The organism is Corynebacterium sp. HMSC055G02 (assembly GCF_001809065.1).
GTDB classification, from domain to species: domain Bacteria; phylum Actinomycetota; class Actinomycetes; order Mycobacteriales; family Mycobacteriaceae; genus Corynebacterium; species Corynebacterium jeikeium_D.
Genome location: NZ_KV795672.1, coordinates 1 through 25,378 on the forward strand (window position 1 = coordinate 1; position 25,378 = coordinate 25,378).

Annotated in this window: 23 protein-coding genes; 1 reads left to right on the forward strand and 22 read right to left on the reverse strand. The window is 59.6% G+C overall.

Annotated features, from left to right (window positions below; all coding sequences use genetic code 11):
• Positions 1 to 183: 183 nt before the first annotated feature.
• The 22 genes from HMPREF2547_RS10795 to infC all read right to left on the reverse strand — a co-directional run bounded on the left by HMPREF2547_RS10795 (position 184) and on the right by infC (position 22,497).
• Positions 184 to 558 carry a hypothetical protein gene (locus HMPREF2547_RS10795; RefSeq protein ID WP_126108062.1) on the reverse strand — a complete coding sequence of 125 codons (375 nt, stop codon included), beginning with the start codon at positions 556 to 558 and terminating at the stop codon, positions 184 to 186.
• A gap of 244 nt (positions 559 to 802) precedes the next feature.
• Positions 803 to 2,071 (reverse strand): tyrosine--tRNA ligase, encoded by a 1,269-nt coding sequence (gene tyrS / locus HMPREF2547_RS08660; protein ID WP_187403960.1) that lies wholly within the window; start codon positions 2,069 to 2,071, stop codon positions 803 to 805.
• A gap of 48 nt (positions 2,072 to 2,119) precedes the next feature.
• Complete coding sequence (locus HMPREF2547_RS08665) at positions 2,120 to 2,770, reverse strand: DNA-3-methyladenine glycosylase (RefSeq protein ID WP_049189982.1); 651 nt, start codon at positions 2,768 to 2,770, stop codon at positions 2,120 to 2,122.
• Positions 2,771 to 2,944 carry a Trm112 family protein gene (locus HMPREF2547_RS08670; RefSeq protein WP_016422889.1) on the reverse strand — a complete coding sequence of 58 codons (174 nt, stop codon included), beginning with the start codon at positions 2,942 to 2,944 and terminating at the stop codon, positions 2,771 to 2,773.
• Positions 2,934 to 3,581 (reverse strand): hypothetical protein, encoded by a 648-nt coding sequence (locus HMPREF2547_RS08675; RefSeq protein ID WP_049189983.1) that lies wholly within the window; start codon positions 3,579 to 3,581, stop codon positions 2,934 to 2,936. The genes HMPREF2547_RS08670 and HMPREF2547_RS08675 overlap by 11 nt, the downstream gene beginning before the upstream one ends.
• Positions 3,568 to 5,199 carry a VWA domain-containing protein gene (locus tag HMPREF2547_RS08680; protein ID WP_083229242.1) on the reverse strand — a complete coding sequence of 544 codons (1,632 nt, stop codon included), beginning with the start codon at positions 5,197 to 5,199 and terminating at the stop codon, positions 3,568 to 3,570. The genes HMPREF2547_RS08675 and HMPREF2547_RS08680 overlap by 14 nt, the downstream gene beginning before the upstream one ends.
• A gap of 6 nt (positions 5,200 to 5,205) precedes the next feature.
• Positions 5,206 to 6,357 (reverse strand): hypothetical protein, encoded by a 1,152-nt coding sequence (locus HMPREF2547_RS08685; protein WP_069359382.1) that lies wholly within the window; start codon positions 6,355 to 6,357, stop codon positions 5,206 to 5,208.
• Positions 6,358 to 6,884: 527 nt separating this feature from the next.
• Positions 6,885 to 8,324 (reverse strand): argininosuccinate lyase, encoded by a 1,440-nt coding sequence (gene argH, locus HMPREF2547_RS08690; RefSeq protein ID WP_049170381.1) that lies wholly within the window; start codon positions 8,322 to 8,324, stop codon positions 6,885 to 6,887.
• 45 nt (positions 8,325 to 8,369) lie between these two features.
• Positions 8,370 to 9,569 carry an argininosuccinate synthase gene (locus tag HMPREF2547_RS08695; RefSeq protein WP_016422894.1) on the reverse strand — a complete coding sequence of 400 codons (1,200 nt, stop codon included), beginning with the start codon at positions 9,567 to 9,569 and terminating at the stop codon, positions 8,370 to 8,372.
• 49 nt (positions 9,570 to 9,618) lie between these two features.
• A complete protein-coding gene (locus tag HMPREF2547_RS08700) occupies positions 9,619 to 10,101 on the reverse strand; it encodes an arginine repressor (RefSeq protein ID WP_005511719.1) in 483 nt (160 codons plus the stop codon).
• A gap of 4 nt (positions 10,102 to 10,105) precedes the next feature.
• A complete protein-coding gene (gene argF / locus HMPREF2547_RS10800) occupies positions 10,106 to 11,047 on the reverse strand; it encodes an ornithine carbamoyltransferase (protein ID WP_070595570.1) in 942 nt (313 codons plus the stop codon).
• A 6-nt stretch (positions 11,048 to 11,053) separates the two neighbouring features.
• Positions 11,054 to 12,259, reverse strand: a complete 1,206-nt coding sequence (locus tag HMPREF2547_RS10805) for an acetylornithine transaminase (RefSeq protein WP_070605568.1) — start codon at positions 12,257 to 12,259, stop codon at positions 11,054 to 11,056.
• Between the two features lie 58 nt (positions 12,260 to 12,317).
• Entirely contained in the window at positions 12,318 to 13,211 is an 894-nt protein-coding gene (gene argB / locus HMPREF2547_RS08715; RefSeq protein WP_016422897.1) for an acetylglutamate kinase, read from the reverse strand.
• Between the two features lie 21 nt (positions 13,212 to 13,232).
• Positions 13,233 to 14,441 carry a bifunctional glutamate N-acetyltransferase/amino-acid acetyltransferase ArgJ gene (gene argJ, locus HMPREF2547_RS08720; RefSeq protein WP_070605570.1) on the reverse strand — a complete coding sequence of 403 codons (1,209 nt, stop codon included), beginning with the start codon at positions 14,439 to 14,441 and terminating at the stop codon, positions 13,233 to 13,235.
• Entirely contained in the window at positions 14,438 to 15,478 is a 1,041-nt protein-coding gene (gene argC, locus HMPREF2547_RS08725; RefSeq protein ID WP_187403959.1) for an N-acetyl-gamma-glutamyl-phosphate reductase, read from the reverse strand. The genes argJ and argC overlap by 4 nt, the downstream gene beginning before the upstream one ends.
• 184 nt (positions 15,479 to 15,662) lie before the next feature.
• On the reverse strand, positions 15,663 to 16,499 hold the full coding sequence (locus HMPREF2547_RS08730; RefSeq protein WP_070605574.1) for a trypsin-like serine protease: 837 nt from the start codon (positions 16,497 to 16,499) through the stop codon (positions 15,663 to 15,665).
• Between the two features lie 27 nt (positions 16,500 to 16,526).
• The gene (pheT, locus tag HMPREF2547_RS08735) at positions 16,527 to 19,019 is read right to left on the reverse strand and encodes a phenylalanine--tRNA ligase subunit beta (protein WP_070605575.1); all 2,493 of its coding nucleotides are present in this window, start codon (positions 19,017 to 19,019) and stop codon (positions 16,527 to 16,529) included.
• Positions 19,020 to 19,051: 32 nt separating this feature from the next.
• Positions 19,052 to 20,101: a phenylalanine--tRNA ligase subunit alpha gene (gene pheS, locus HMPREF2547_RS08740; RefSeq protein WP_049170371.1), complete on the reverse strand. Its 1,050-nt coding sequence runs from the start codon at positions 20,099 to 20,101 to the stop codon at positions 19,052 to 19,054.
• A gap of 98 nt (positions 20,102 to 20,199) precedes the next feature.
• On the reverse strand, positions 20,200 to 21,030 hold the full coding sequence (locus HMPREF2547_RS08745) for a TrmH family RNA methyltransferase (RefSeq protein WP_070605577.1): 831 nt from the start codon (positions 21,028 to 21,030) through the stop codon (positions 20,200 to 20,202).
• Positions 21,031 to 21,213: 183 nt separating this feature from the next.
• Positions 21,214 to 21,597 carry a 50S ribosomal protein L20 gene (gene rplT, locus HMPREF2547_RS08750; protein WP_016422904.1) on the reverse strand — a complete coding sequence of 128 codons (384 nt, stop codon included), beginning with the start codon at positions 21,595 to 21,597 and terminating at the stop codon, positions 21,214 to 21,216.
• A gap of 77 nt (positions 21,598 to 21,674) precedes the next feature.
• Entirely contained in the window at positions 21,675 to 21,869 is a 195-nt protein-coding gene (rpmI, locus tag HMPREF2547_RS08755; RefSeq protein ID WP_005511726.1) for a 50S ribosomal protein L35, read from the reverse strand.
• A 76-nt stretch (positions 21,870 to 21,945) separates the two neighbouring features.
• Positions 21,946 to 22,497 (reverse strand): translation initiation factor IF-3, encoded by a 552-nt coding sequence (gene infC / locus HMPREF2547_RS08760; protein WP_005511730.1) that lies wholly within the window; start codon positions 22,495 to 22,497, stop codon positions 21,946 to 21,948.
• Between the two features lie 411 nt (positions 22,498 to 22,908).
• Between infC and HMPREF2547_RS08765 the strand changes: the two genes are divergently transcribed.
• Positions 22,909 to 25,377: a DUF2339 domain-containing protein gene (locus HMPREF2547_RS08765; protein ID WP_070605579.1), complete on the forward strand. Its 2,469-nt coding sequence runs from the start codon at positions 22,909 to 22,911 to the stop codon at positions 25,375 to 25,377.
• The last annotated feature ends 1 nt before the right edge of the window (position 25,378 follow it).

The following is a 25,378-nucleotide window of genomic DNA, read 5'->3' on the forward strand; positions in this document are numbered from 1 at the left end:
ACATCAGCCAACCAAACACATAAACTGCCTGGCCACGCTGACCTCCGAATACATTACACACACACCACCCAAAGACACAAAACCCCAGGTAGATAGATCTGATCTAGGGTTTTCCTGTGCAGTAGAGCGACTTACCAGAAGCTGCCAGTCCTCTCCTTTGATGAAACCCAAGAAGAGCTACAGCTACTGTCCACGAAGTCTTCGGTGATAATCCTCGAAGGCTTCTCTGGAAGAATGTATTCGCTCCTTTCGCTGACTGTCCGTGGTTTTCCTGACAATGACTTCACGGTCGTAAAAATTCCGCTGGAATTCATCCTCCAGTCCGACCATGTCGGAAAGGCCACCGATGAAGGCATCATATTCACGGATAACGATTTCGTTTTGCCTATCTTCAACGGTGTAGAACACATTTGGGTTTTCAACCGTCAATCGGCCTGGCGTGCTCTGCGGGCTCACCCGCCGAGAAGCAACCTCACCCTGAAAATCGTGGGCTTGTTCGGAGCCCGTTTCTGACGCACGCTGAGACTTCTTCGAGAAACGCGCGATAATCCGACCCATCAACGAGCCTCCCCGTCCAGCACGGTTTTCATGTCTTGGACTCATCGCTACCACCTTTGCTTCGGCTTCTACGCTCCCTTTAAAACAACTAAGGCTCCAAGCTGACCAGGAGCAGATGATTCTGAAATCATCAATCCCCTAGCCTGCCCGGAGCCCTAGCCCAGCTACCTAAAAGGAATCAAGCTGCATAAACACCAATTAATCGAGAGATTAGCAGCGCGCCTACACAAAGACCAACCAGCACCTACACGAACTTCACACCAGCGAAGTTCTTCTTACCGCGGCGCAGCACGATCCACTTGCCGTGCAGCAGGTCCTCGGCAGCTGGCTCCCACGCTTCGTCCTCGATGCGCTGGTTATTAGCGTACGCGCCACCTTCCTTAATGGTGCGGCGTGCCTCGCCCTTCGACTTGGCAAGACCCGCAGCGACGAGAAGGTCAACAGCAGTACGTGGCTCGCCTTCGGCAATCTCCGCAACCTCGGTCTCGGAAACGGCACCTGCCAGAGTGGCCTCATCCAACTCGGTCAGCTCCGCGCGTCCAAACAGCGCCTGCGCCGCCAACTCGACAGCCTTGGTGGCCTCTTCGCCGTGAACCAGGTTGGTCATCTCCTGCGCCAGACGACGCTGCGCCTCACGCTTGAACGGACGCTCCGCAACAGCGACCTCGTACTCAGCAATCTCTTCCTGAGACAGGAAGGTGAACCAACGCAGGTAGTCAATAACAACCGAGTCACCAGCGTTGAGGAAGTACTGGTACCAGGAGTACGGCGAGGTCTTTTCAGCGTCCAGCCACAGCTTGCCGCCACCGGTAGACTTACCGAACTTCTGACCCTGCGCATCGGTCACCAGCGGCACGGTCAGGCCGTGCACCTTGGCGCCGTCGATACGCCTGTTCAAATCGACACCAGAGACGATGTTGCCCCACTGATCACCGCCGCCAATCTGCAGCACGCAATCGTAGTTGCGGCGCAGCTGCACGTAGTCGTTGGACTGCAGCAGCATGTAGGAAAACTCGGTGTAGGAGATACCGTCAGACTCGAGGCGACGCTTCACAGTGTCGCGATCGAGCATCGTGTTGAGGGAGAAGTTCTTGCCGACATCGCGAAGGAAGTCAATGACGGACATGTTCATAGTCCAGTCAGCATTATTGACCATCGTCGCCGGGGCCTCGCCCTCAAAGTCAATGAAACGACGCAGCTGGCCCTTGATAGCCTCCAGGTTGTGCTCAATGGCGTCCTGGCTAAGCATCGAACGCTCACCGACATCACGCGGATCGCCGATGAAGCCCGTAGCACCGCCTGCCAGTGCAATTGGGTGGTGACCGGCCAGCTGGAAACGACGCAACATAATCATCGGAACCAGGTGGCCCGCGTGCAGCGAATCGCCCGTTGGGTCAAAACCGCAATACAGAGTAATGGGGTTTTCGCACGCCTCACGCAGCGCGTCAACATCGGTGGACTGATTAATCAGGCCACGCCACTGTAGTTCGTCGATAATGTTCTGTTCAGTCACGTCCCCTATCGTAACGTCTCGCTTGCCGACGTTCACCGCGAGGGTGACCTAGAACTCCTCAACGGCCTTCTTGTGGCGCCGATAGGCTGAGACGGAATCGTCCGGAAGCCACAGCCGCCAAGGCCGATTCGCCGCTCGCCGAACGCCCACACGCGGGCCCGCGTGGATGTCTTTATCCGGGTTGATGCTCTCTGGCTGCGCCACGAACACGCGTGACGACGGATCCAGCGCATCTGCCCCATAGTCATTTAAGTCAAGGCCAAGCGCCTGACCAACATTGCCCGGACCACGTCCGAGACCCGCAACCGCAGGTTTTTCACCGCGGCGACGGCGCACCGCATCCAGGCCCTGCTCAATGCGTACGGAGCGGACTAATACTCCCCCGCCCGTGCCGTCCGTAGCGCTGGTGATGTTGGCGCAAAAGTGGATGCCATAGGAGCGGTAGATATACCAATGCCCCGCCGGGCCAAACATGGCGCGATTGCGTGCGGTTGGCCCCATGAAGCAGTGCGCGGCCGGGTCAGGATAGCGCTGGTCAACTGGGCCACCATAGGCCTCGACCTCCGTGATGGTGGCGATAACATGCTCGGCGGGGATGACAATTACGCAGCCGAGCAGCGTCTTCGCAGCCTCAATCGGAGCTCCCGACAGCACAGTGCGGTCGAGGACGCTGTAGCCGTCGGGAAGCGGGAAAGGCAATTACTTGTCCCAGGCGATAGCTTCGTCGGAAAGCATGACCGGAATGCCTTCGTCGATGCGGTAGGCGATCTTTAGGCGAGGATTGACCAGCACCTGCTCGTCTTCGAGGTATTCAAGCGGCCCCTTGTCACGCGGGCAAGCGAGGATTTCAAGGAGTTTCGGATCAAGGCTCATAGTCCACTACCTTACCGAACTGAATTGCCAGGGTGTCACGCTGACCTTCCAAAGCAATCAGGTTGTCCTGACCGATTGCATCCTGGATCTTCTGAACCGCGGAATGCAACAGGTCGATGGACTCCCGCGCCGGATTCTCGGCCTTGTGACGCAGACGCTCCGGGACCGCGAGGTAGGAGTTGACTGTCTGCGGCAAGTACTCCTGGATAATGCCGCCGATGACCACCTTCTGCTCGGGATAATCTTTGAGGTACTTCCACTCGCTCAGGACGGATTCCAGCGTCGCACCCAGGTCATTTGCGGCGTTGCCAAGAGCTTCGCCAGGCTGGGCATCGAAAAGCCTGCCCAATGTCCGGTGAAGATTCCTACGCAGCTCAGATGGATTGAGCGGGCGACGCTGTGGGACCTCAGGCTTCGGCGCCGAGCTAACGGACTTCTGAGCCCCTTTGCTCTGCCTCGGCAACAAAGCAACCGACGCGCCCCAGGCGGCAATCGCAACAACCGGCCACAGGAAACCAAGCCCCACGGTCAGGTGCAGCAGCACGACGGCGATGGCAAGGATGAGCCCGACAATGTTGGCGGGACTGTTGAGAAAGCCACCGCCAGAAGAAGTGCCGGAGGATTTACTGGTAGCCACGAATCTCCTTGAACACATCAGCAAGCTCGGTCTCACGGGATTCAAAGACCTTACCACCAGTCAGGTTCGCAAGTTCCTGCATTTCTCCCGGATCCGCCTCTCCATAGCGGATGACGAATACCGGCGGCAGATTCCCGCCCTTGGACTGGTAGAAATCACGGAATTCCGCAAAGCTCTTGCCCGACGTCACCTGACCATCGGTCAACACCACGATAGACGGGATGGAGTTCTTATCCGAGCTGCCGAGAAGGTCGAAGGCCTGAATCAGTGCGTCGTAAAGCGCCGTCTCGCCCTCTGCGTACAGACCATCGACGGCGGCGGTGAGCTGCGCGCGCGATTCCGGGCCGTCAATTGTCGTGGTCGTGGGCTCGCCGACGCTCGTACTGAACGGCAGAATCGTCGCGATCTCACGGTTTCGCAATCCCACGCTTCCCGTTTCGGTGCGTGCACTGCCGTCGACGATTGCGCGCATTGTCGCCTGTAGATCAGCGATGCGCTCCCCGAACATTGAACCGGAAGTGTCGAGAACAAAGACCGACTCTCCGGGCACGCGCAGGTCATTGTCGTACGCCTCGATGAGACGATCCGTGACTGCGCGATCACCCGGGAACGGCAGCTCGATAATGACGCTGTTGGTCATGCTTTCCGGCAGGTTGGCGTCATCGGAGACCGGGCGAAGGAAGTGGTCGGCGAGAACCTGCGAGTTCGCTTCCAGCCACTGCCCGAGTGCCTCCGTCTGCCGCGCGGCAAGGTCGTTAGCCGGCTGAGCTAGTGGCGTCAGCGGGTAATCCGCACTGATGACACCGTCGCTCGGAACAACAACTTCCAGGTCAGCGCCCTCTTTATTCATCTGCTGCAACACAGCTTCATAGTTGATGAGCGCGTCGACGGAGTCCGGCTCATCCAGGAACTTGTCGCGCAGCCACCCCGACGAACCCGAGGTCATCTTCTGCCCCTCGAAGAACTTCTGCAGTTCAGGCGTGGTGCGGTTGATATCCCCCGTAGTCAGCGCCGATCCGGTGTCGGCGAACGCGGTCGCAACCGACACCACACCGGAAAAGCCCGAGTTCGATTCCGCGGGGTTGGTCATGCCGTAGGCCAATTTGCCTGACGACGCAGCCTCCGCGATCTCAGCCCACGTCGGCTGCTTGGTATCCCAACCGAGCTCCCGAGCCTTCGCCGAATGGATACCGAACGCTACGGGTGAGGTGGCGACTTTCTTGGCTTCGCCCAGCTTGTCAGCCCCACCGAGCAGATCAACGTACCGGTTGGTAGCAAACCAAGTGGCGTCAAATTGGTTGTCGAATTCGCCTGAGACAAGCGCGTGGCTGTTCTTCACGGTGCCGTCGAGAAGCTCAAGGTTAATAGTAAAACCGAGGTCGTCGGAGGCCTTTTGCATCAGTGGCTGGAGCTCTGCAAGCTCCGTGGCCCCGGCGATGCGCATAGTCGAGCCCTTGAGGTCAGAATCGACGTCGACTTTGTTGGTCTTCTCCCCGTCGGAGCCCAGCGGCAGGTTCAGGCCACCGTCGGAGCAGGCCGCGGCAGCGAAGATGCCGAGCACACCGACGAGGCCAAGAAGCATTTTGCGGAGGGCAGTTAGTGCCTTATCCATGTTCATTCGGCTTTACCCCTCTTCTGTTTCCGGCCTCGGTGGGCTCTGGTATCCACGGGACACACCCTCAATAAGCTGCTCGAGGATGTCGAAACTCGGCGGATCAATGGAGTCCACAAAATCGGTGGAGACCTCCTGGCCCGTCTTCAACTGCGTCTGGAATTCCTCCATCGCCTCAGGCTGGCTGGAGCGGTAACCGTGCTTGGCCGCCAGCTTCTGAAGCTCAGGGTCTTCGGCGAGGAGCCGTGCGACCGCAGCTCCATTGTCGTTAAAACCCAGCGCCACGTGAGTACTCAGAATCGTCGGCGATGGATACGCCAGGCGCATTTCCGACTTCAACCGGCTGTTCGGGGCACTGTTCTCCCCCAGGAACTGCGACTCGTAAACCATCACCATTGGCTTCGAACCGACACCCTGCGAGAGGTAGTCCGAAAATGGACCAGCCGACGAGGATTCCGTGTACCCCTGGCCGGTGAACAGAGGGGTGAGCTCCGGCAAGACCGCATTGACCTGCCCATTGTCAGACACAATCCGGCCTTCATTGGTAATCCAAGACATGAGCGACAAGTACATTGCGGCCGAGTTCGACGAACGAATGTCCGTTGTGGACATCTGCACCGTGCGCGGCGACGGATAATCGCTCTCCGCGAAGTCACGCCAGCGGACATTGTCGTGCTGCATCGTGGCCAGCGCTGCCATATCTACCTGCCACGTAGTGCCCTGTTGGCGAGCAACATTTTCCCGCGCCAATGCCTGCAAGATGTTGTCGAAAGTAGCGATCGCCATCGGTGTGTAGAAGACGTCGTACCGCTCAGCGCCGCTCATTTTCTCGGCAATTTTCTCCGCTGCCGGTGCCGACGACGGGAATGCCAAGTCGAAGGAATCCAGATCCACATCCGTGGCCATCCGACGCGAACCCGCCGTCTTTACTTCCACCACATAGCCGTGAGAGGCAAGAGCCTTCTGGACCTCTTTGTCTTCGAAGAAGGGCTTTTTCTCAGAGCCAACAATCGCCTTGACGACGGTCTTTTCACCACCGAAGAAATCACGGTTTCCTCCGGAGCTGCCACCAGAAAAACCTGGAATACTACCGCCGCGACCGACATAGACTGCAACAGCCGCGATGACAATCAAAATGACTGCAAGAATTGCCCCCGGGCCCATGCACCCTTTCTTGCTACCACTCTGATTTTTATTTTTATCTCGTGAGCTGCGATTTCCACCGCTCGACCGCGTACTTTCCGCCATGAAATTATGGTAAGAGACCCGGCCAAACCTGGCAACAGATATAGAAATAATCAGTAATCTGCGTCACTTCGGGGGGGGCACCCTGGCATTACAAGGTTACTGGTGGCGTCGGATCGATCCGAGTTACTGACTGCGTTTATGACTGGCGGCGGCGGGTCGAGCCGAGTTACTGACTACGTTTATGACAAAAATGGCCCGAAAAATGGCCTGAAAGTGTCATAAACTTACACAGTTTCACATTTGCAGCCCGTATTCGCACGTGGAGCCCGTAATTTTTCGGGTGGCCAGTTATCGGGTTGATAGTTACCGGGTCATCAGTTGTCGGGTTGCTGGTTTTTCTCCTCCCCCCCCGGGCTGTAAAAAATCGGCGTGCGGTCGATTGACCGCACACCGATTAATTAGCTGCGTTAGCTGGGCTAGCAGGTTTGCTAGCTCTAGCAGCTTTAGCCGCGAACCGGCTTTTCAGCCCACTGCTTCAGCTCGGTATTCTTCTCGTCAACGCGAGCGAGCTGCTCTGCAACACGGACACCCGCGGTGCCGCCGCGAGTATCGCGGGAAGCGACAGCACCGTCAATAGTCAGCACTTCACGGACCTTCGGAGTCAGTGCCGGGTGGATACCGGCGAGGTCCTCGTCGGAAAGCTCGTCCAGACCGATACCGCCCTTGGACTCTGCGATGCGGACACACTGGCCGGATGCCTCGTGAGCGTCGCGGAACGGTACGCCCTCGCGGACCAGCCACTCAGCCAAGTCCGTGGCCAGGGTGTAGCCCGCCGGAGCGAGCTCGCGCAGACGGTCTTCGTGGAAGGTCAGCGTTGCCACCAGGCCGGTCAGGGCCGGCAGCAGCAAGGTTAGCTGCTCAACCGAGTCCACCAAAGGCTCCTTGTCCTCCTGGAGGTCACGGTTGTAGGCCAGCGGCTGCGCTTTCAGCGTGGCCATAAGACCAGCGAGGTTACCGATCAGGCGACCGGTCTTACCGCGGGTCAGCTCTGCCACGTCCGGGTTCTTCTTCTGCGGCATGATGGAGGATCCAGTCGACCAGGCATCAGCCAGAGTGACGTAGCCGTACTCCGGGGTGGCCCAGTAGATGATTTCCTCTGCCAGGCGAGACATGTCCACAGCAATCTGGGCGAAGACAAAAGCCGCCTCAGAGGCGAAGTCACGCGAAGAAGTGCCGTCAATGGAGTTGTCCGTGGCAGAGTCGAAGCCGAGCTCCTCCGCGATGGCCTCCGGATCCAGGTGCAGCGAAGATCCCGCGAGCGCACCGGAACCGTACGGGGACACAGCCAGTCGACGGTCGAGATCGCGGATGCGGTCCAGATCGCGCAGCAGCGGATGCGCGTGAGCCAGCAACTGGTGGGCCAGCAATACCGGCTGCGCTGCCTGGGAGTGGGTCTTGCCCGGCATGATGGCATCCGGATGTGCCTTGGACTGAGCCACCAGGGCGGCAACCAGGTCAGTGACATCCAGTGCAACGCCGCGCACGGCATCGCGCAGCCACATGCGGAACAGAGTTGCCACCTGGTCATTGCGGGAACGACCAGCGCGCAGGCGACCGCCGACCTCCGGGCCGACGCGATCAATCAGACCGCGCTCCATGGCACCGTGGACGTCCTCATCTGTCGGCTCTGGACCAAATTCGCCGGAGGCAACGTCGCGACCGAGCTGATCAAGGCCTTCGATCATGGTGTCAAAGTCGGCATCGCTGAGCAGCCCACGGGCATGCAGCACTCGGGCGTGGGCCTTGGACGCAAGAACGTCGTAAGGCGCGAGCACCCAGTCAAAATGGGTGGACTTGCTCAATGCGGCCATCGCCTCGGACGGGCCACCGGCAAAGCGGCCGCCCCACAGGGAGCCTTCGTTGGTACCGTGCTTTTCGACCATTGTCTTTTCCAATAGGCCTTTCGCTCTAGTCGCTCTGGAGAAGCTTTACAGTTTGAAGTCGCGCTTTGCGGCCATCTTCGAGGACAGGCCGTGCAGCTCGACAAAACCGCGAGCCAGGGTCTGGTCGAAGGTGTCGCCCTCGTCGTAGGTAGCCAGGTTGAAGTCGTACAGCGAGGTGTTCGAACGACGACCGTTGACGTTGCAGTGACCTGCGTGCATGACCATGCGGATGTCACCGGAAACGCCCTTCTGGGACTCCTCGATGAAGGCATCCAGCGCGCGCTTCAGCGGCGAGAACCACAGGCCGTCGTAGACCAGGTTGGCCCACTCGCCCTCGACCTGACGCTTGTAACGAGCCAGCTCACGCTCAACGGTGACGTCCTCGAGCGCTGCGTGTGCGGTCATGATGGCAATTGCGCCCGGAGCCTCGTAAATCTCGCGGGACTTAATGCCGACCAGGCGGTCTTCAACCATGTCCAGACGACCGATGCCCTGAGCACCAGCGCGGCGGTTCATCTCTTCGATGGCCTCAAGCACGGAAACCTTCTTGCCGTCGATGGCAGTCGGCTTACCGTCCTCGAAGGAGATGATGACCTCGTCCGGGGAGCTGAAGTTCAGGGTCGGATCCTCGGTGTACGCGTAGACATCCTTGGTTGGTGCGTTCCACAGGTCCTCCAGGTAGCCGGTCTCAATGGCGCGACCGAAGAGGTTCTGGTCAATGGAGAACGGAGAGGACTTGGACTGCTCAATTGGCAGACCCTTCTCCTCAGCGAAGGCAATAGCCTTGTCGCGGGTCCAAGCGAAGTCACGAGCCGGTGCAATAATCTTCAGATCCGGGGCGGTGTTGGCGAAACCAACCTCGAAACGGACCTGGTCATTGCCCTTACCGGTGCAGCCGTGTGCGACGTGAGTGCCACCGAACTCCTCTGCGGCCTTCGCCATGTGCTTAACAATCAGCGGGCGAGACAGTGCAGAAACCAGCGGGTACTGCTTCATGTAGAGACCATTGGCCTTAATGGTCGGCAGGCAGTACTCCTCGGCGAACTCGTCCTTAGCGTCGACAACGACAGCTTCGACAGCGCCGGCGTCCAGAGCGCGCTGACGCACGGACTCCATGTCCTCGCCGCCCTGTCCGACATCGATGGAAACTGCGACGACCTCGCCGTCGGTCATTTCCTTGAGGTACGGAATAGCAACGGTGGTGTCGAGGCCACCAGAGTAAGCAAGAATAACCCGGTTGGTCATAGGGTAAGCGCTCCTTTAATCGGTGCTTTAAAGCATTTCGTGGAATAGTTTACTGGTTCGTTCCGGCGGCTAGACGCTGGGCTAGGTCAGCGCCGGAAAGTGGTTCTCTAGCCAGGCACATTACGGTGTCATCTCCCGCAATTGTGCCAACGATTTCTTTGAGTCCCGCACGGTCAATCACACTGGCTAGATACTGTGCGGCTCCCGGTGGTGTACGCACAACCGCGATGGTGCCCGAATGATCAATGGAGACCAGCAGCTCGTCTAAAACGCGCCGCATCCTGGCCACTGCCCCGCTGGAGACAGCGAGTGCATCTTCGACGATGGAATACCGCGAACCGTTGGCTCCATCGCGAATCTTTCGGGCTCCCAGCTCATCGAGGTCTCTGGACAACGTCGCCTGCGCAATCTCAATGCCTTCGTCGGCAAGCAGCTCGACGAGCTGAACCTGACTGGACACGTGATGCTGCGCCAGCAGGTCAGCGATGCGCGTCTGCCTAGCTGTGCGAGAACCTGGTTGTGCTGCGGTCATGACCTTACTGCCTCTCCACCAGCCAGGTCAGCAACGCCTTCTGAGCGTGCATGCGGTTTTCCGCCTCGTCGAAGACTACCGACTGCGGGCCATCGATGACCTCGGCGGTAACTTCGTTGCCGCGGTATGCCGGCAGGCAGTGCAGGAAGATGGCATCCTCATTTGCCTTGGCCATCAGCTCAGCGTTGACCTGGTACGGCAGGAACGGAGTACGACGATCCAAGCCGTCGTTCTCCTGCCCCATGCTGACCCAGGTATCGGTGATGACAACGTCGGCACCGGCAATGGCCTCATCGACGTCCGCGGTCACGGACACGACCGCTCCGGTCTGTTCCGCGACCTTCTTGGCACGGTCGACGTAGACCTGCTCCGGCTGGAAGTCCTCCGGTGCACAGATGGTGACGTCCAGACCTGCGGTGGCGAAGCCCACAAGGTAGGAGTTGGCCATGTTGTTGGCACCATCGCCGAAGTACACAGCCTTCTTGCCACGCAGTCCCGTCTGGCCTTCCTCCGGGCACTTGTGCTCGATGATGGTCTGCAGGTCAGCGAGAATCTGGCACGGGTGGAACTCGTCGGAAAGCGCATTGACAATCGGCACCGTCGCGGTCTCAGACATGGCCTCCAGCCCTGACTGCGCGTAGGTGCGCCAGACAATTGCCGAGACAAAGCGGCTGAGCACAGCAGCGGTGTCCTGGTAGGTTTCGCCCTTGCCCATCTGCGAGTTACCGGTTTCGACCACAATCGCGTTGCCGCCCAGAGCTGCGATACCAGCGTCGAAGGAGAAACGGGTACGAGTCGACGTCTTGTCGAACAGCACCGCAACCGACTGTGGCCCCTCAAACGGACGTCGGGAGTACGGCGCTACCTTCAGCTCTGCAGCCAACTGCAGCACCTCAGCCTGCTCCTGTGGAGTCAGGTCATCATCGGCGAGAAAATGACGGAGCATCAGTTTCTAATTCCTTCCTTTGTTGGCGACAGCCTCAACGGCGTCGTTCAGGCAGGCATCAATCAACTCGACGGCGCGGTTGACTTCCTCATCGCTGAGGTTCAACGGCGGCACAATACGCAGCACATTCGCCTGCGGAGCGTTCAGAATGACACCACGTTCATAACCGGCGTTAACCGCTTCCTTCGCCAGGTTCTCGCGCAGCACCAGTCCAAGCATGAAGCCGCGACCACGCACGTGATCGACATGGCTTAACGACGCGAGCTTGCGAGCCAGGACCTTGCCCTTCTCGGTGACTCGATTGAGCAGCTTTTCTTCTTCCAGCGTCTCGATGACGGCCAGGCCGGCAGCGGCACAGACCGGATTGCCACCAAAGGTGGTACCGTGCGCACCAGGAGTAAACAGTTCCGCTGCGCGGCCGTTGGCGATGACAGCACCGAGCGGCAGGCCGCCGCCGAGGCCCTTGGCCAACGTCATGACATCCGGCACGATGCCATCGTGCTGGTGGGCAAACCACTGGCCGGTACGGCCGATGCCGGTCTGTACTTCGTCGACAATCATGAGAACGTCGAAGCGCTTGGTCAGTTCGCGGACGGCAGCGAGGTATCCCTCTGGCGGTGCGACCACACCGGTCTCACCCTGAATTGGTTCCAGAATCACCGCAGCGACACCCAACGGATCGGATTCGATGGTCTTGGTGAGGAAGTCAATGTCACCGTACGGCACGAACTCGACTCCACCCGGCATCGGTTCGAACGGGGTGCGCTTGTCCGGCTGACCGGTCATGGCAAGTGCGCCCATGGTGCGGCCATGGAACCCGTGGTGGGTCGCGATAATGCGGTTGCGTCCCGTCAAACGTGCCAGCTTGAACGCCGCCTCATTGGCCTCGGTGCCGGAATTGCAGAACATAATCCGGGTGTCATCAGTGTCCCAGCCAGTGAGCTCAATGAGCTTCTCGCCCAGTGCCAACGGTGGCTCAGAGGCGAAGATGTTGGACACGTGCCCCATCGTGGAAATCTGCTTGGACACAGCTTCCACGATGGCCGGATGTGCGTGACCCAACGCGTTGACTGCAATACCGGCGAGCAGGTCCAGGTATTCCTTGCCCTCGGAATCCGTGACAATAGCGCCCTTACCCTGCACAAGCTCAATGCGCGGCGTGCCGTAATTGTTCATCATCGTGTGTTGCCACTGCTGCTTGAAGTCGCTCATGTCGTCTTTCGACCTGCCTAACATGTATGTCGGTAAATTCTTGTCCGTCTTTTCTGCCTTATCCGGGCTCTACCATTGTGCCGATACCGCCGGAAGTCATCAGCTCCAGCAGCACCGAGTGTGGCTGGCGGCCGTCGATAACGTGGGCCGCAGGCACTCCCTGATCCACTGCGTTCAGGCAGGACTCCATCTTCGGAATCATTCCGGAATCCAGCGTCGGGAGGATTTCTCGCAGATGCGAAGTGGAAATCCTTGACACCAGCGAATCGCGGTTCGGCCAATCCGTGTAGAGACCCTCGACATTAGTCAGAATCACCAAACGGTTCGCGTTAATTGCCGATGCCAGTGCACCTGCTGCCGTGTCGGCGTTGATGTTGTAGACCTCTTTGCCATCAGCGGACGGCGCAATCGTAGAGACCACCGGAATACGTCCGGCATCAATCAGGTCCAATAGCGTTTCCGAGTGCACCTCGGTGATATTGCCGACCAGCCCGATATCTGTTTCCTTGCCGCCGACGTTTACCGTTCGTCGAGTACCAGTGAACAGGCCACCGTCCTCACCAGAGGTACCCACTGCATAGGGGCCGTAGGCGTTGATGAGGTTCACCAGTTCGCGGCCGACCTGCCCGAAGAGCACCATGCGGACAATTTCCATGACCTCCGGAGTCGTGACACGGAAACCGCCTCGGAACTCTCCCTCCAGCCCCAGGCGCTTGAGCATCGACGAAATCTGAGGGCCGCCACCGTGGACAACCACCGGCTTCACCCCCACGGTGCGCAGAAAAACCATGTCCTGCGCGAAGGCCTTCTTCAGTTTCAGGTCGGTCATCGCGTTACCGCCGTACTTGACCACCACAATCTTGTCGCGGTGGTGCTGCAGCCACGGCAGTGCTTCCGCCAGCACATGTGCCCGCTGCTCGAAGGACAGCCCTTCGGTCAACTGGTGAACCATTGCAGAGTCTCCTCAAAACCTTTACGACGAATAAGCCGAGTTGATGTGAACGTAGTCGTGGGAAAGGTCAGTCGTACGAATCGTGGCCTCTTCCGGATTACCCGTACCGAGGTCAACCTCAACGGCAATGTCCTTGCCGGACAGATCCACTTCACGAGCATCAGGCGTACCACCGGTATCGCGACAGACTACGTGACCATTGAAGGAAACCGTGATGTGCTCCGGATCCATATCCACCGGCGCGGTGCCGACAGCCGCCAGCACACGACCCCAGTTCGGGTCCGAACCGAACATCGCACACTTGAAGAGGTTGTCGCGGCCGATAATTCGAGCAGCTACCAGGGCATCTTCCGCGCCACCGGTGCCACGCACGGTCACGGACACACGCTTGGTCACACCTTCGGCGTCCGACTGCATCTGGCGTGCGATGGAATCACACACACTGAGCACTGCCTGGTCGAGCTCCTCCTGCGAGGGCTTCACACCAGAGGCGCCGTTAGCCAAGATGATGACGGTGTCATTGGTGGATGTGGAGCCATCAATATCTAGGCGGTTAAACGTAACCTCACTAGCCTTGGCAATAGCCTCGTGCGCCATTTCTGCGCTTACCGACGCATCCGTCGTAATCACACCGAGCATCGTGGCCATCGACGGGCTAATCATGCCAACACCCTTGCCCATAGCGCCGACAGTGAATCCGTCACCATGCGCAACGGCCTGCTTTGCCACCAAGTCAGTGGTCAAGATGGCTTCTGCTGCAGCCGTACCTGCGGCGGCATCGCTGCCCAGATTCTCACACAGCTTCGGCACACCTGCCAGCACAATGTCCATCGGCAGCCGGTCACCAATCAAGCCGGTGGAACAGGTGCCAATCTCGGTAACGTCGACGCCGAGCTCATCTGCGACCTTTTGACAGACTTCGAGGGCGTCGGAAATACCCGGCTGACCATTGCAGGCATTGGCGTTGCCCGAGTTCAGCACCACAGCTGACAGCTTGCCGTCAGCGATATGCTTCTTGGATACCGTCACCGGCGCAGCCTGGACACGGTTGGTAGTAAAGACAGCCGCCGCGGTCTTCTCCGGCCCCTGGTTTACGATGAGCGCCATGTCCGGGTTTCCGCTGACCTTGATGCCTGCAATGACACCACTGGCCGCGAACCCCTGAGGTGCACATACGCCGCCTTCGTCACCAGCGACGTTGACGAGACCTTCTTTTTCTTCCTTCATCATGGGGCAACTCCTACCAGTGGAAGTCCTGCAGTTTCATTCTGTCCAGTAACCAAATTCATGCACTGAACTGCGGCACCACCGGTGCCCTTTGTCAGATTGTCAATCGACGAGGTCAACACCAGACGCTTGGCGCGTTCATCTACCTCAACCTGAATCTGAACCAAGTTAGAGCCAATTACCGACTGCGTCTGCGGCTGCAGCCCTTCGGCCAACACCTGCACAAACGGCTCACCCTTGTAGAACTCGAGGTAGGCCTCCCGTGCGGCTGCCTCCGTCACCCCGTCGACAAGCGGGGCGGTGATGGTGGTGAGAATGCCGCGCGACGTCGGGGCGAGCACCGGCGTGAAGCTGACGGTGAGATCCTCTGCGTACGGCTTGAGGTTTTGTAGGAACTCTGCGGTGTGGCGGTGCTTGCCCGCAGTGTTGTAGGCGCGGAGATTGCCCATAACCTCGGACCCGAGCAGGGGCACAGCTGCCTTCTTGCCCGCACCGGAGGTACCGGTGACGGAAACAACGGACAGATCCGGCTTGACCAGACCCTTTGCAACTGCCGGCAGTGCCGTAATAGTCCCGCCAGTGGGGAAACAACCCGGCACAGCAATACGCTTGGAAGCAGCCACTACTTCCCTGTTGCCCGGCAGCTCCGGAATACCGTAAGTCCAGGTACCGGCGTGCTCCGAGCCGTAGTAGTGCTCCCACTCAGCGGCGTCCTGCAGGCGGAAATCCGCGCCGCAGTCAATAATCACTGTGTCATCCCCCAACTGCTCTGCAATCGCAGCCGAATGACCGTGGGGCAGACCGAGGAACACCACGTCATGCCCAGCGAGTGTGTCACCATTAGTCGGCTCAATACGGCGGTCAGCCAAAGGTGCCACATGAGGCATAATATCGCCCACACGAGCACCCGCGTTGGATGCTCCCGTTAGTGCGCCGATGGTCAGTTCGCCGGAAAGATACGCCGGGTGCGACAACAGGAGGCGGAGGATCTCTCCTCCTGCGTAACCGGTCGCACCGGCAATGGCAACGGAAATACTCATGCCAAACATTCAACACTTTTATTCACCGTGTTGCAAGATATTCATAGAATTCGTTGTCAAAGTGCTGGAACTCTACCGATGTGACTGGAGTGAATTATGAATATAACGCCGTCATCGGTACATACTCTTCGTTCACTGAGCGCGCCGGTCATTCAATCAGCACGCCGGATTACTCAACGCCGGACTATTCAACTACGACGCTTGGCTCCTGACTCATCACGCCATCTGCCCACTGCGCCACCGATGACGTCGTGGTGTAAAGATAGTAACCCGACTCCTCCGGTGCGACGCTGCCATCAAAAGCCACCGCGCCCGAGAATACCGCCGCTAGCTGGCCGTCGATAAAAAGCGGTCCGCCCGAATCGCCCACCTGCAACGCCGCGGGGCGCTCCATGCGCGCCAACACCGAGTCTTCCCGCACGCATTGTTGATACTTCACTGGACACATCGAAGCGGTGACGGTCGCCGACGGCAGCGTGCCATCCGCAACATCGCCGAGCAGCGATCGCCCATAGACCGTGCCTGCCGTTTCTTGCTCCGAAAACGCTTGACGACGTTCCATTGCGGGATACTCCCGAAGAGCTGCATCGCCCGCAAGGTGAATAAGCACTACGTCACCGCTGGGCGCAATCTCCCAGCGATCAATCGGTACACGCCGGGCATCCGGGCCGGAACCGACCTCGACTTCCCCAACCTGCTGCGGGACATCACGCACGCAGTGAGCTGCGGTCATTACCCACTGCGGGGCGATTGCAGTTCCCGTGCAAAAGTTTCCGGTATGGGGACTGGTCCGGACCATGACCGACACCACGGAGTCCGCCGCCGCACTGGGCGCAGCAGCCTCCCCACCAACCAGCGCAGCCGCACTCGGCGCGCCGGTGAGCAATAGACCTGCCGTGACAGCAGCTGCAGCCACAGTCGCCGCAGGCTTCGCACTGCTCACAGCGCGCGCTCCGACGCGCTGCTCTCGTGCCTCTGCGCTATTCAGCCTGTTGTCGCGGTGCCGCAAGATGCCAATCATGGGTATCTCTCCCTGGGGCCTCCCCTTTTAGCCGCGCAGCTGAGCGCCGTGACGGGTAGTGGCCAACTCAATGGCCGCCTCGCGAGCTGCGGAAGCTTCCTCTTCCTTCAGCGTACGGTCCGGTGCGCGGAAACGCAGGGAGTACGCCAGTGAGCGAACGCCTTCGCCCATCTGCTCGGAACGGTAAACATCGAAGACACGGATGGATTCGAGGAGCTCACCGGCACCTTCCACCAGAGTCTTCTCCACCTCTGCGGCAGAGACCTCATCGCTGACAACAAGCGCGACGTCCTGGTGGACGGCCGGGAACGGGCTGAGTACCGGCGCCGGCAGGTGCTCCGTCACTGGCAGTGCATCGAGATTGATCTCCATAGCGCAGGTGCGCTCCGGCAGACCAGCGTCCTTGCACACCTTCGGGTGCAGCTCACCGGCGTGGCCGACGACCTCGCCGTCGACAAGCAGCTCAGCGCAGCGGCCCGGGTGCCACGGCAGCACCTCAGCGTTACGGATCTCCAGCTCGACGTTGGCAGCGCGGGCAACAATGCGCGCGGCTTCGATGGCGTCGGCGACGGTGTACGCGGCCTCGTCACCCCACGGGCTATCCAGGCGGATACGACCGCAGGCGACAGTGGCGACGTGCAGCGGCTGCTCCGGCAGCGACTCCAGCAGCTCGGCGCGCTCGGCCTCGCTCGGCAGACCCGCGGTAGACGGCATCGGCGAGACACCGTTACCGCGCTCGATGGATACCTGCTCCACACCGTAGAGCGACAGGTCGACCTGGCCGCGAGCAACATTGCGCTTCAGCGATTCAAGCATGGACGGCAGCAGAGTCGTGCCCAGCTGAGCGTGGTCGGACTCCAACGGGTTGATGACCTTGACGGTGTTACGACGCGGGTCATCAGCGTCCAGGCCCCAGACGTCGAAGACATCGTTGGCAATGAACGGTGTCGGCAGAATCTCCAGGTAGCCATTGTGAGCCAGCGCGTGGCCGACGAAGCGGCGACGCAGCTGACGCTCGGTCAGACCGCGACCGGCCGGGGCGATTGGGAGGATAACCGGAATGTCTTCCAGGCCCTCCAGACGTAGGATCTCCTCAACCAGGTCAGCGGACATGGTCAGGTCCGAGCGCCAGGTTGGCGGAGTGACAGCCAGGCGGTCACCGTTGTCGACGACCTCGCAACCGACCTCGCGCAGGCGTCCAATGACGGTCTCACGCGGGTAATCAACGCCCGCAACTTCGCTGGCGCGGTTGACAGCAAAGTCAATAGTCGGCATGGTGGCAACCTCACCGAGCAGGGTGCGACCAGTGTCGATAGTGCCGCCGGCGATGTCAGCGAGCAGCTGGCAGGCCAGATCCAGAGCCGGCTCGACCAGAGCGGTGTCCACGCCGCGCTCGAAACGTCGTGAAGCCTCGGAGCTCAGCTTGTGGCGGCGACCACTGCGGAAGACATGCAGCGGCGACCAGTTGGCGGCCTCGAAGACCACATCGGTGGTGTCGTCGGCGATCTCGGAGGTGAGACCACCCATGATGCCGGCCAGCGACTGAATACCATTGTCGTCGCAGATGACAACGTCTGCCGGGTCGAGCTTGCGGTCCACGTGGTCGAGGGTGGTCAGAGTCTCGCCGGCCTTAGCGTTGCGGATGTGCAGGCCACCAGCGATCTTGGAACCGTCGAAAGCGTGCATCGGCTGACCGAGCAGTAGCATCACATAGTTGGTGACGTCCGTGGCCACGTTGACCGGACGCTGACCAGCCAGCAGCAGGCGGCGACGCATCCACCACGGGGTCTCGGCGTTCGGGTCGATGCCGGTGACTCGGCGCAGACCAAAGCGGCGGGTGTCGGTGTCCTCGTCGATAGTGACGTTCAGGACCTCACCTTCGACCGGCAGCTCGTTGACCTTGGCTGGATCGGCGAAGTCGAGGTTGAAGGCGGAGCAGATCTCGCGGCCCAGACCGCGGGCCGACAGCGCGTAACCGCGGTCCGGGGTGATGTTGACCTCGAACTTCTCGTCATCGAGACCGATGAATTCCTTGGCGCACGAACCCAGCTCAGCTGGGGCCGACGGCAGCGTCAGAATACCGGCGGAGGAATCGGTCATACCCAGCTCAGCTTCGGAGCAGAGCATGCCGTTGGAAATCTTGCCGTAAGTCTTCCGTGCGGAAATCTCGAACCCACCCGGCAGCACGCAGCCCGGCAGTGCGACGATAACAATGGAGCCCTCTTCAAAGTTGCGGGCACCACAGATGATCTCCTGCAGCTCGCCGGTGCCATTGACATCACCGACATTGACCTGACAGAAGCGAATTGGCTTCTTAAAGCCCTCGAGCTCCTCAATGTGGTCGACGCGACCGAAAACCAGCGGCCCCTCGACCTTCTCCAGCGGCTCGTGCCCCTCGGTTTCAAAACCAACGCGGACAAAGCCCTCATCCAACTCGTCCGGGGTAACGGACCAGTCCGGGTTGATGGTGTTCTCTGGGCCGCGAACGATTTCAGTGACCCACGACTGTGGAATGAACATGTAAGTAAAACTCCTATCTGTAGGTCAGTGAATTAGCCGCGGATACCGAACGGCTGCGTGAAGCGGACGTCGCCTTCGACCATGTCGCGCATGTCGGTCAGGCCGTTGCGGAACTGCAGGGTGCGCTCCAGGCCCATGCCGAACGCGAAGCCCGAGTACACCTCCGGGTCAATACCGGAGGCACGCAGCACGTTCGGGTTGACCATGCCGCAGCCACCCCACTCGATCCAGCCTGCGCCGCCCTTCTTATTCGGGAACCAGACGTCAACCTCAGCGGACGGCTCAGTGAACGGGAAGTAGTTGGTGCGCATGCGGGTCTTGGTCTCCGGACCGAACAGCGCCTTTGCCATGTGATCCAGCGTGCCGCGCAGGTGCCCCATGGTCAGCCCCTTGTCCACAGCGAGTCCCTCCACCTGGTGGAAGACCGGGGTGTGGGTGGCGTCGAGCTCATCGGTGCGGAAGGTACGGCCCGGGCAGATAACGTAAATCGGCAGGTCACGTGACTGCAGAGTGCGAACCTGGACCGGCGAGGTGTGCGTACGCAGCACCTGCTTGGATCCTTCCGGCGCAATGTGGAAAGTATCCTGCAGAGTACGAGCCGGGTGATCCGGCAGGAAGTTCAGCGCGTCAAAGTTGAAGTACTCGGCTTCGACCTCTGGGCCCTCGGCGATTTCCCAGCCCATGCCCACGAAGATGTCACCAATCTGCTCGGACAGGATGGTAATTGGGTGCATACCGCCACGCTGACTCTGCGTGGTGTCCACCGACACGTCGATACGCTCCGCGACCAGGCGACGCGCGTTTTCCTCTTCCTCCAGCACTGCAAGACGCTCAGCATAGTGCTTTTCGACGGCTCCGCGAACAACATTTACGCGACGACCAGCATCCTTGCGCTCAGCCTTCGGAATGGAGCCCAGCGCGCGGCGAGCCTGCGGAATGTAGCCTTCATCCCCCAAGTGCTCACGGCGGGCGGCAGAAAGCTCATCCAGGTTGCCGGCAGCATCAAAGGCACCCGTGGCCTTCTGCGCAGCCGCCTGGAGGGCTTCCTCGGAAAGATCGATAGGATTTGGCGAATCGCTCACGTGTCAACCACTTCTATATAGGACTATCAGTTCTTGTGATGGAACAATCATAGTCGAGGATAACTGCACACGTGCATGCACCTCACCATCGAGGTTTCCTACTTACCCCGAACCGTCTCCCACAGGCACATGGCCGCTGCGGTGGCGAGGTTCAACGACTCCGCCTCGCCCTTAATAGGGATGGACACACTTGCCCCCGCCGAGGCCGTAATCTCCTCCGACAGGCCATGTGCTTCGTTGCCGAAAAGCCAGGCGACGGGACCGTCGGGAAGCGCATCAACGCCGAGAGTGAGAGCGCCATCCATCGCCGTGGCGAGGGCGGTAAAGCCCGCTTCCCTGACTTTCTCCATAACGAAGTCAATATCGCGCTCGCGTGCGACAGGGGTATGAAAAACAGAACCTGCCGAGGAACGCACGGCCTTAGAATTCAACGGGTCAACCGAATCGCCAGCAAGGATAACCGCGCCAGCTCCGAGGGCGTCAGTCATACGCACAATCGTGCCGACATTACCCGGGTCATTGCACTCCACCGGAATCACCAAACAGCCGGACTGCTTTCCAACCTCAATGGCCTCTTCCAACGAAGTGGACACCGCATTGGTGTCGCAGACGGCGAAGAGTCCGGTGGTGGTGACAGTTTCGCTCAAAGAGCGGGCAGCGGAGTCGTCGATAAGCGAAACAGACTTGCGCTGCGTCCCAGATTCGAGATACCCCGTGAGCAGCTCGCGGAACTGCTCGGCGGCGGCTGCCGTGACGAAAACTTCCACGACAGCCTCTGCGCGGATAGCTGCATCGACGGAATTGAAGCCCTCAATGAGGAAGCGACCGGTCTTCTTCCGCTTGGCCGCACGGTGGAGCTGAATAGCCGCCGAGACTCGCGGAGTGCGAGGAGTAAACGGCTCGTCGTTGAAGTACAGCGCAGAGTTCATAGTGATTAATCCTAGTGATGCGGCTCGGGATTCATAACCGCCAGCAGGCCAATGCGGATACGAAAAACCACCGTCGAGGTTATTCGTTAACCCAATCGACGGTGGTTTTTCAAAGATGTTGGCAGGCGCACTGCCGGTCGCAGGCGCTTGCCGACGCTACGTACGAGTTACCTCGTAGCTGCTTTACTTAGCAGCAGGAGCGTTGACGTCCTCCGGCAGAGCATCCTTAGCGACCTTGACCAGAGCAGCGAATGCCTGTGGGTCGTTGACAGCCATCTCAGCCAGGTTCTTACGGTCAACCTCAACGCCAGCCAGGTTCAGGCCCTGGACGAAGCGGTTGTAGGTGATGTCGTTAGCGCGGGCAGCAGCGTTGATACGCTGAATCCACAGACGACGGAACTGACCCTTACGGTGGCGGCGATCGCGGAACTCGTAGGTCTTGGAGTGGAGCATCTGCTCCTTGGCCTTGCGGTACAGGCGGGAGCGCTGACCACGGTAGCCCTTTGCGGAATCGAGAACTTCGCGACGCTTCTTCTTAGCGTTAACAGACCGCTTCACACGTGCCACGGTGATACTTCCTTTTCGTTGTCTTTAAGAACTAGTGAAATTAAGAGGGCGATTGCCCTGGGACGAGGCTTGAAAAACTAAGCCTTGCCCAGCAGACGCTTGACGCGCTTGACGTCCGACTTAGCAACGTCCGTGGTGCCCTTCAGGCGACGGGTACGAGTGGACGGCTTGCCCTCCAGGAGGTGGCGGCGATTAGCCTGCTCGCGGCGCAGCTTGCCGGAACCGGTAACCTTGATGCGCTTTGCGGTGCCCTTGTGGGTCTTCTGCTTCATGTTAAAACTCTCCCCTACCGATCTTTGACGCTCGTGGCGCAAAAATCTCGTTTACAACCATTTCTGGTCAGGTCGGTTACTTCTTACCCTTATTCCGAACCGGCCCCAGGACCATAGTCATGTTGCGACCGTCCTGCTTCGGGCGAGACTCGACGGTGCCGTACTCTTCGACATCGGCGGCCAGACGCTCCAACAGGCGGAATCCCAGTTCTGGACGAGACTGTTCACGGCCACGGAACATAATCGTGACCTTGACCTTCGAACCCTTCTCCAAGAAACGAACAACGTTGTTCTTCTTGGTTTCGTAGTCGTGGTCATCAATCTTCGGACGGAACTTCTGCTCCTTGACCACAGTCTGCTGCTGGTTCTTTCGAGCCTCGCGTGCCTTCTGGGCTTGTTCGTACTTGAACTTGCCGTAGTCCATAATCTTGGCGACCGGCGGCTTTGCTCGCGGAGCAACCTCAACCAGGTCAAGGTCTGCTTCGTAAGCGAGCTTGAGTGCGTCACCGGTGCGGACAACGCCCACCTGCTCACCATTCGGTCCTACAAGGCGGACTTCCGGTACTCGAATATCCTCGTTAATACGAGCTTCAGCGCTGATGTGGCCTCCTAGGTTGAACCTGAACAATCTTCGTTTCAAACCGCGATAGCAAGCGGGAAAGGAAGAAAAGCCACGCGTCTACAGCGGATTACTACACACTGTATAAGGACGCCTTCCAATCGTGCGATGTGACATCACCGATTAGGGTGGACCCCGGCGCTACCGTAATTCTTTGGCGCACCTAGGGTGGGACTTAAATCCTCTTCGCTGCCGAATGCAACTAAATGCTCCCCGAAGGCAGCAAGCATCGCATTCTGGCGGTCGTAGACGAGATGTTAACACAGCTGTTCTCGCATACCAAAACCGGCTCTCACTCCGGGTTATTCACCATCGGCACCCGACGCGATACCAAGCGTCAAAAAAGTGCAATCCGAATTGTAATCAGATTGGTAGATTCTCTCCATAGTTTTTAGGCCAAACACGATTAAAGTCGTCACCATGAATACTGGCTCCAACGGCTTTGGCCCTAAAGCCGAGAACACCGATCCTAATCAGCATTCCGCCCGATACGACAAGCCACCGACCGGCGATTTTGTCCTGACCGGCGACTCCGTCTCAGAGCTTTCCCATGCTCTGGCAGATTTGGAGGCCAGCTCGCTTCGGCTGGCTCAGCTCACCCGTACTTGGCAGGTGCGCCTTTCTCAGGCAAGCGGGCAAGCGCCGACTGGACCGCACGCGCCTCACACTACGGGAGCGGAATCTGCGCCGGTACCTCAAGCGCCGCCCCATGCTGCACCTCAAGGGGCACATCAACACAATCCGCAACCGCCGCCAGCGCCCAGTCCGCCACTAGAGCAGGCACCTCCTCCCCGTTGGGAACCGCAGGCTGAGCAGACGCTCGCCACACCGCAGTATCCCCAGCAGTCTCAGCAGATACAGGTGCCACCACCGCCAACACAAGCGGACTGGCGGAATCAACCAGCTCCCCTGCCACAGAGCGACGCAGCTGCGCAGCCGATGTTTGGCTTCCCCTCTGCCCACCAATGGCGGCGGGATTCGAAGTCGCCACAGTCTTCTCCCTCGCCACAGTCTTCTCCCACAGACTCCACCCCGCCACCGAAGCTGCCAGAGGCATCGCGCGAACCTCGCGAGCCCCGCGAACCCTGGTGGCGCAACGAGAAGGCGATCATCAAGATTATTGCCATCTTCGGTGGTCTCATTACCGCTGCCGGTATCGCGTTCTTCGTCGCGGTTGCAATCCAATCCGGTCTGATTGGACCGGCCGGTCGTGTGGTTCTGGCTTACTTGTTGGCCACCGTGCTCGCGGTCGCGGCTGTGCGAGCGCACCGTCGTCAAGCACCGCCTGCTGGCGTGACGGCGTTGATTGCGACATCACTAGCCGCTGCGCACCTGACAACGATGTCGATGTCCTACCTCCTCGACTGGATTCCGGTGGCGGCGACGCTGGTCATCATGTTGCCTTTCGCTGCAGTCGGTCTATACGGCGCGCGGTGGACGAAGTCGAGTGCAACCGCGGCGTGGACAATCACAATCAACACCGGATTAATGCTGTGGGCGACGATCGGCCTCGACTTCCACGCCCGCCCGCTGAGCTCCTCGCTCGCGCAAATCACCCTTCAACTGATGGTCATCGCCGCTATCGTCTGCCTCCTGAACGTCCCCTTCCGGAAGTACGTAGTCGCATTCCTGCTCGGCGCAAACGTTCTCATCGGCGTAATCACGACCAACAATGCACTGGTGATGCCCGCAATCGCCGCACTCACCATTGCCCTTTTCGTGTTTGCCCAGTTCGGCCCGCTGGCGATGGCTCGCCAACTCACTCCCGAGCTTGACGACGAGCCTTCGGAAACCAGCACCTGGGAAGACGATCTGGTCACCATCACGTCAGTAGTTGCCTTCTCGACTCCGGTTGTAGCTGCAGTCCCAATGGTCAACGCCACACAGTCCGCCTCCAGCCTCTGGCTGCTGTTCTACGGCGGATTCGTGCTGTTCATCGCAATTGCTGCAGTATTCCTTTGGAACCGTGCCATCTTCCGCTATCTCACCCCAATGGCCTTGGCCACGGCAATTCTGCCCTGGCTAGCGCTCGCGGTGGCAGGCCCGGAAAGGAGCTCAGGAGCCGATACTGGAACCCACACTTGGGGTCTCATCCCAATCTCCATCGGTGCCGCGCTCTTTGTCTGGGCGCTGGCCACAGCACCGAAGCACGGCGCGATTGGCGCACGACTACAGGCTCCTGAACCAACCCAGGATGCCGTGGCACCATATACAAAGATTGCGGCACTGACCTGGCTGCTCGGCGCAACGGTAGTACACCTCTACATCCTGCCCGCAGCGTTGAATGCCGGTGCCGCAGCTGATTACTCGGCAACGTGGGCAGAAACGCTTTCGCTGTTGTTCCTGCTGTGCGCCGATGTCGGCCTGGCCGTGACGGCAGCGAGGTCGCAGCTACCGCCAGCTTTTGCACTGATTGGCCTGGCTGCACTGGGTATGCCATTTATCGTGCTGCTCACGACTATTGGCGTGAGCTTCAACGCCGCACACATGTTGCTGAGTATTTTCTGGGCCACGATTGCCGGCATGCTGGTGCTATCGAAGAGGTTCCACCACATTCCGGCGCGACTGGCAGCGGGTTTGACGATTGCGGCGCTGTCTATCGTCAAGCTGATCTTCTACGACATGGCAACGCTCGATGGCGTTATCCGCGCCTTGGCGTTCCTCGGCTGTGGTCTGATTCTGCTGGCCATGGCGGTCTCCGGGGCGAAGCAGAAGAGTGCCGAGGAGCCGGCGGCACCGGAGCGTGACGGCACCGCCAGCGATACTGACGCTGCCGACGCTGCCGGTGCGAGCGGCGCAGCAGATGCCGACCCCGCTGCTGACAGAATGGAAGGCATCACCCGCACCGACGGTCCTGGAATTTCCGACGGAAACGAGCCGACTACCTAAG

Bases quoted from the DNA above. Each gene is read 5' to 3' on its own strand.
- HMPREF2547_RS08670 (WP_016422889.1), bottom strand. From the start codon at position 2,944: ATGAGCCTTGATCCGAAACTCCTTGAAATCCTCGCTTGCCCGCGTGAC.
- HMPREF2547_RS08730 (WP_070605574.1), bottom strand. From the start codon at position 16,499: ATGATTGGCATCTTGCGGCACCGCGACAACAGGCTGAATAGCGCAGAG.
- HMPREF2547_RS08700 (WP_005511719.1), bottom strand. From the start codon at position 10,101: ATGACCGCAGCACAACCAGGTTCTCGCACAGCTAGGCAGACGCGCATC.
- HMPREF2547_RS08745 (WP_070605577.1), bottom strand. From the start codon at position 21,030: ATGAACTCTGCGCTGTACTTCAACGACGAGCCGTTTACTCCTCGCACT.
- argC (WP_187403959.1), bottom strand. From the start codon at position 15,478: ATGAGTATTTCCGTTGCCATTGCCGGTGCGACCGGTTACGCAGGAGGA.
- HMPREF2547_RS08680 (WP_083229242.1), bottom strand. From the start codon at position 5,199: ATGAACATGGATAAGGCACTAACTGCCCTCCGCAAAATGCTTCTTGGC.
- pheT (WP_070605575.1), bottom strand. From the start codon at position 19,019: ATGTTCATTCCACAGTCGTGGGTCACTGAAATCGTTCGCGGCCCAGAG.
- argJ (WP_070605570.1), bottom strand. From the start codon at position 14,441: ATGATGAAGGAAGAAAAAGAAGGTCTCGTCAACGTCGCTGGTGACGAA.
- argF (WP_070595570.1), bottom strand. From the start codon at position 11,047: ATGCTCCGTCATTTTCTCGCCGATGATGACCTGACTCCACAGGAGCAG.
- argB (WP_016422897.1), bottom strand. From the start codon at position 13,211: ATGGTTCACCAGTTGACCGAAGGGCTGTCCTTCGAGCAGCGGGCACAT.
- HMPREF2547_RS08685 (WP_069359382.1), bottom strand. From the start codon at position 6,357: ATGGGCCCGGGGGCAATTCTTGCAGTCATTTTGATTGTCATCGCGGCT.
- HMPREF2547_RS10805 (WP_070605568.1), bottom strand. From the start codon at position 12,259: ATGAGCGACTTCAAGCAGCAGTGGCAACACACGATGATGAACAATTAC.
- HMPREF2547_RS08765 (WP_070605579.1), top strand. From the start codon at position 22,909: ATGAATACTGGCTCCAACGGCTTTGGCCCTAAAGCCGAGAACACCGAT.
- rpmI (WP_005511726.1), bottom strand. From the start codon at position 21,869: ATGAAGCAGAAGACCCACAAGGGCACCGCAAAGCGCATCAAGGTTACC.
- HMPREF2547_RS10795 (WP_126108062.1), bottom strand. From the start codon at position 558: ATGGGTCGGATTATCGCGCGTTTCTCGAAGAAGTCTCAGCGTGCGTCA.
- argH (WP_049170381.1), bottom strand. From the start codon at position 8,324: ATGGTCGAAAAGCACGGTACCAACGAAGGCTCCCTGTGGGGCGGCCGC.
- HMPREF2547_RS08695 (WP_016422894.1), bottom strand. From the start codon at position 9,569: ATGACCAACCGGGTTATTCTTGCTTACTCTGGTGGCCTCGACACCACC.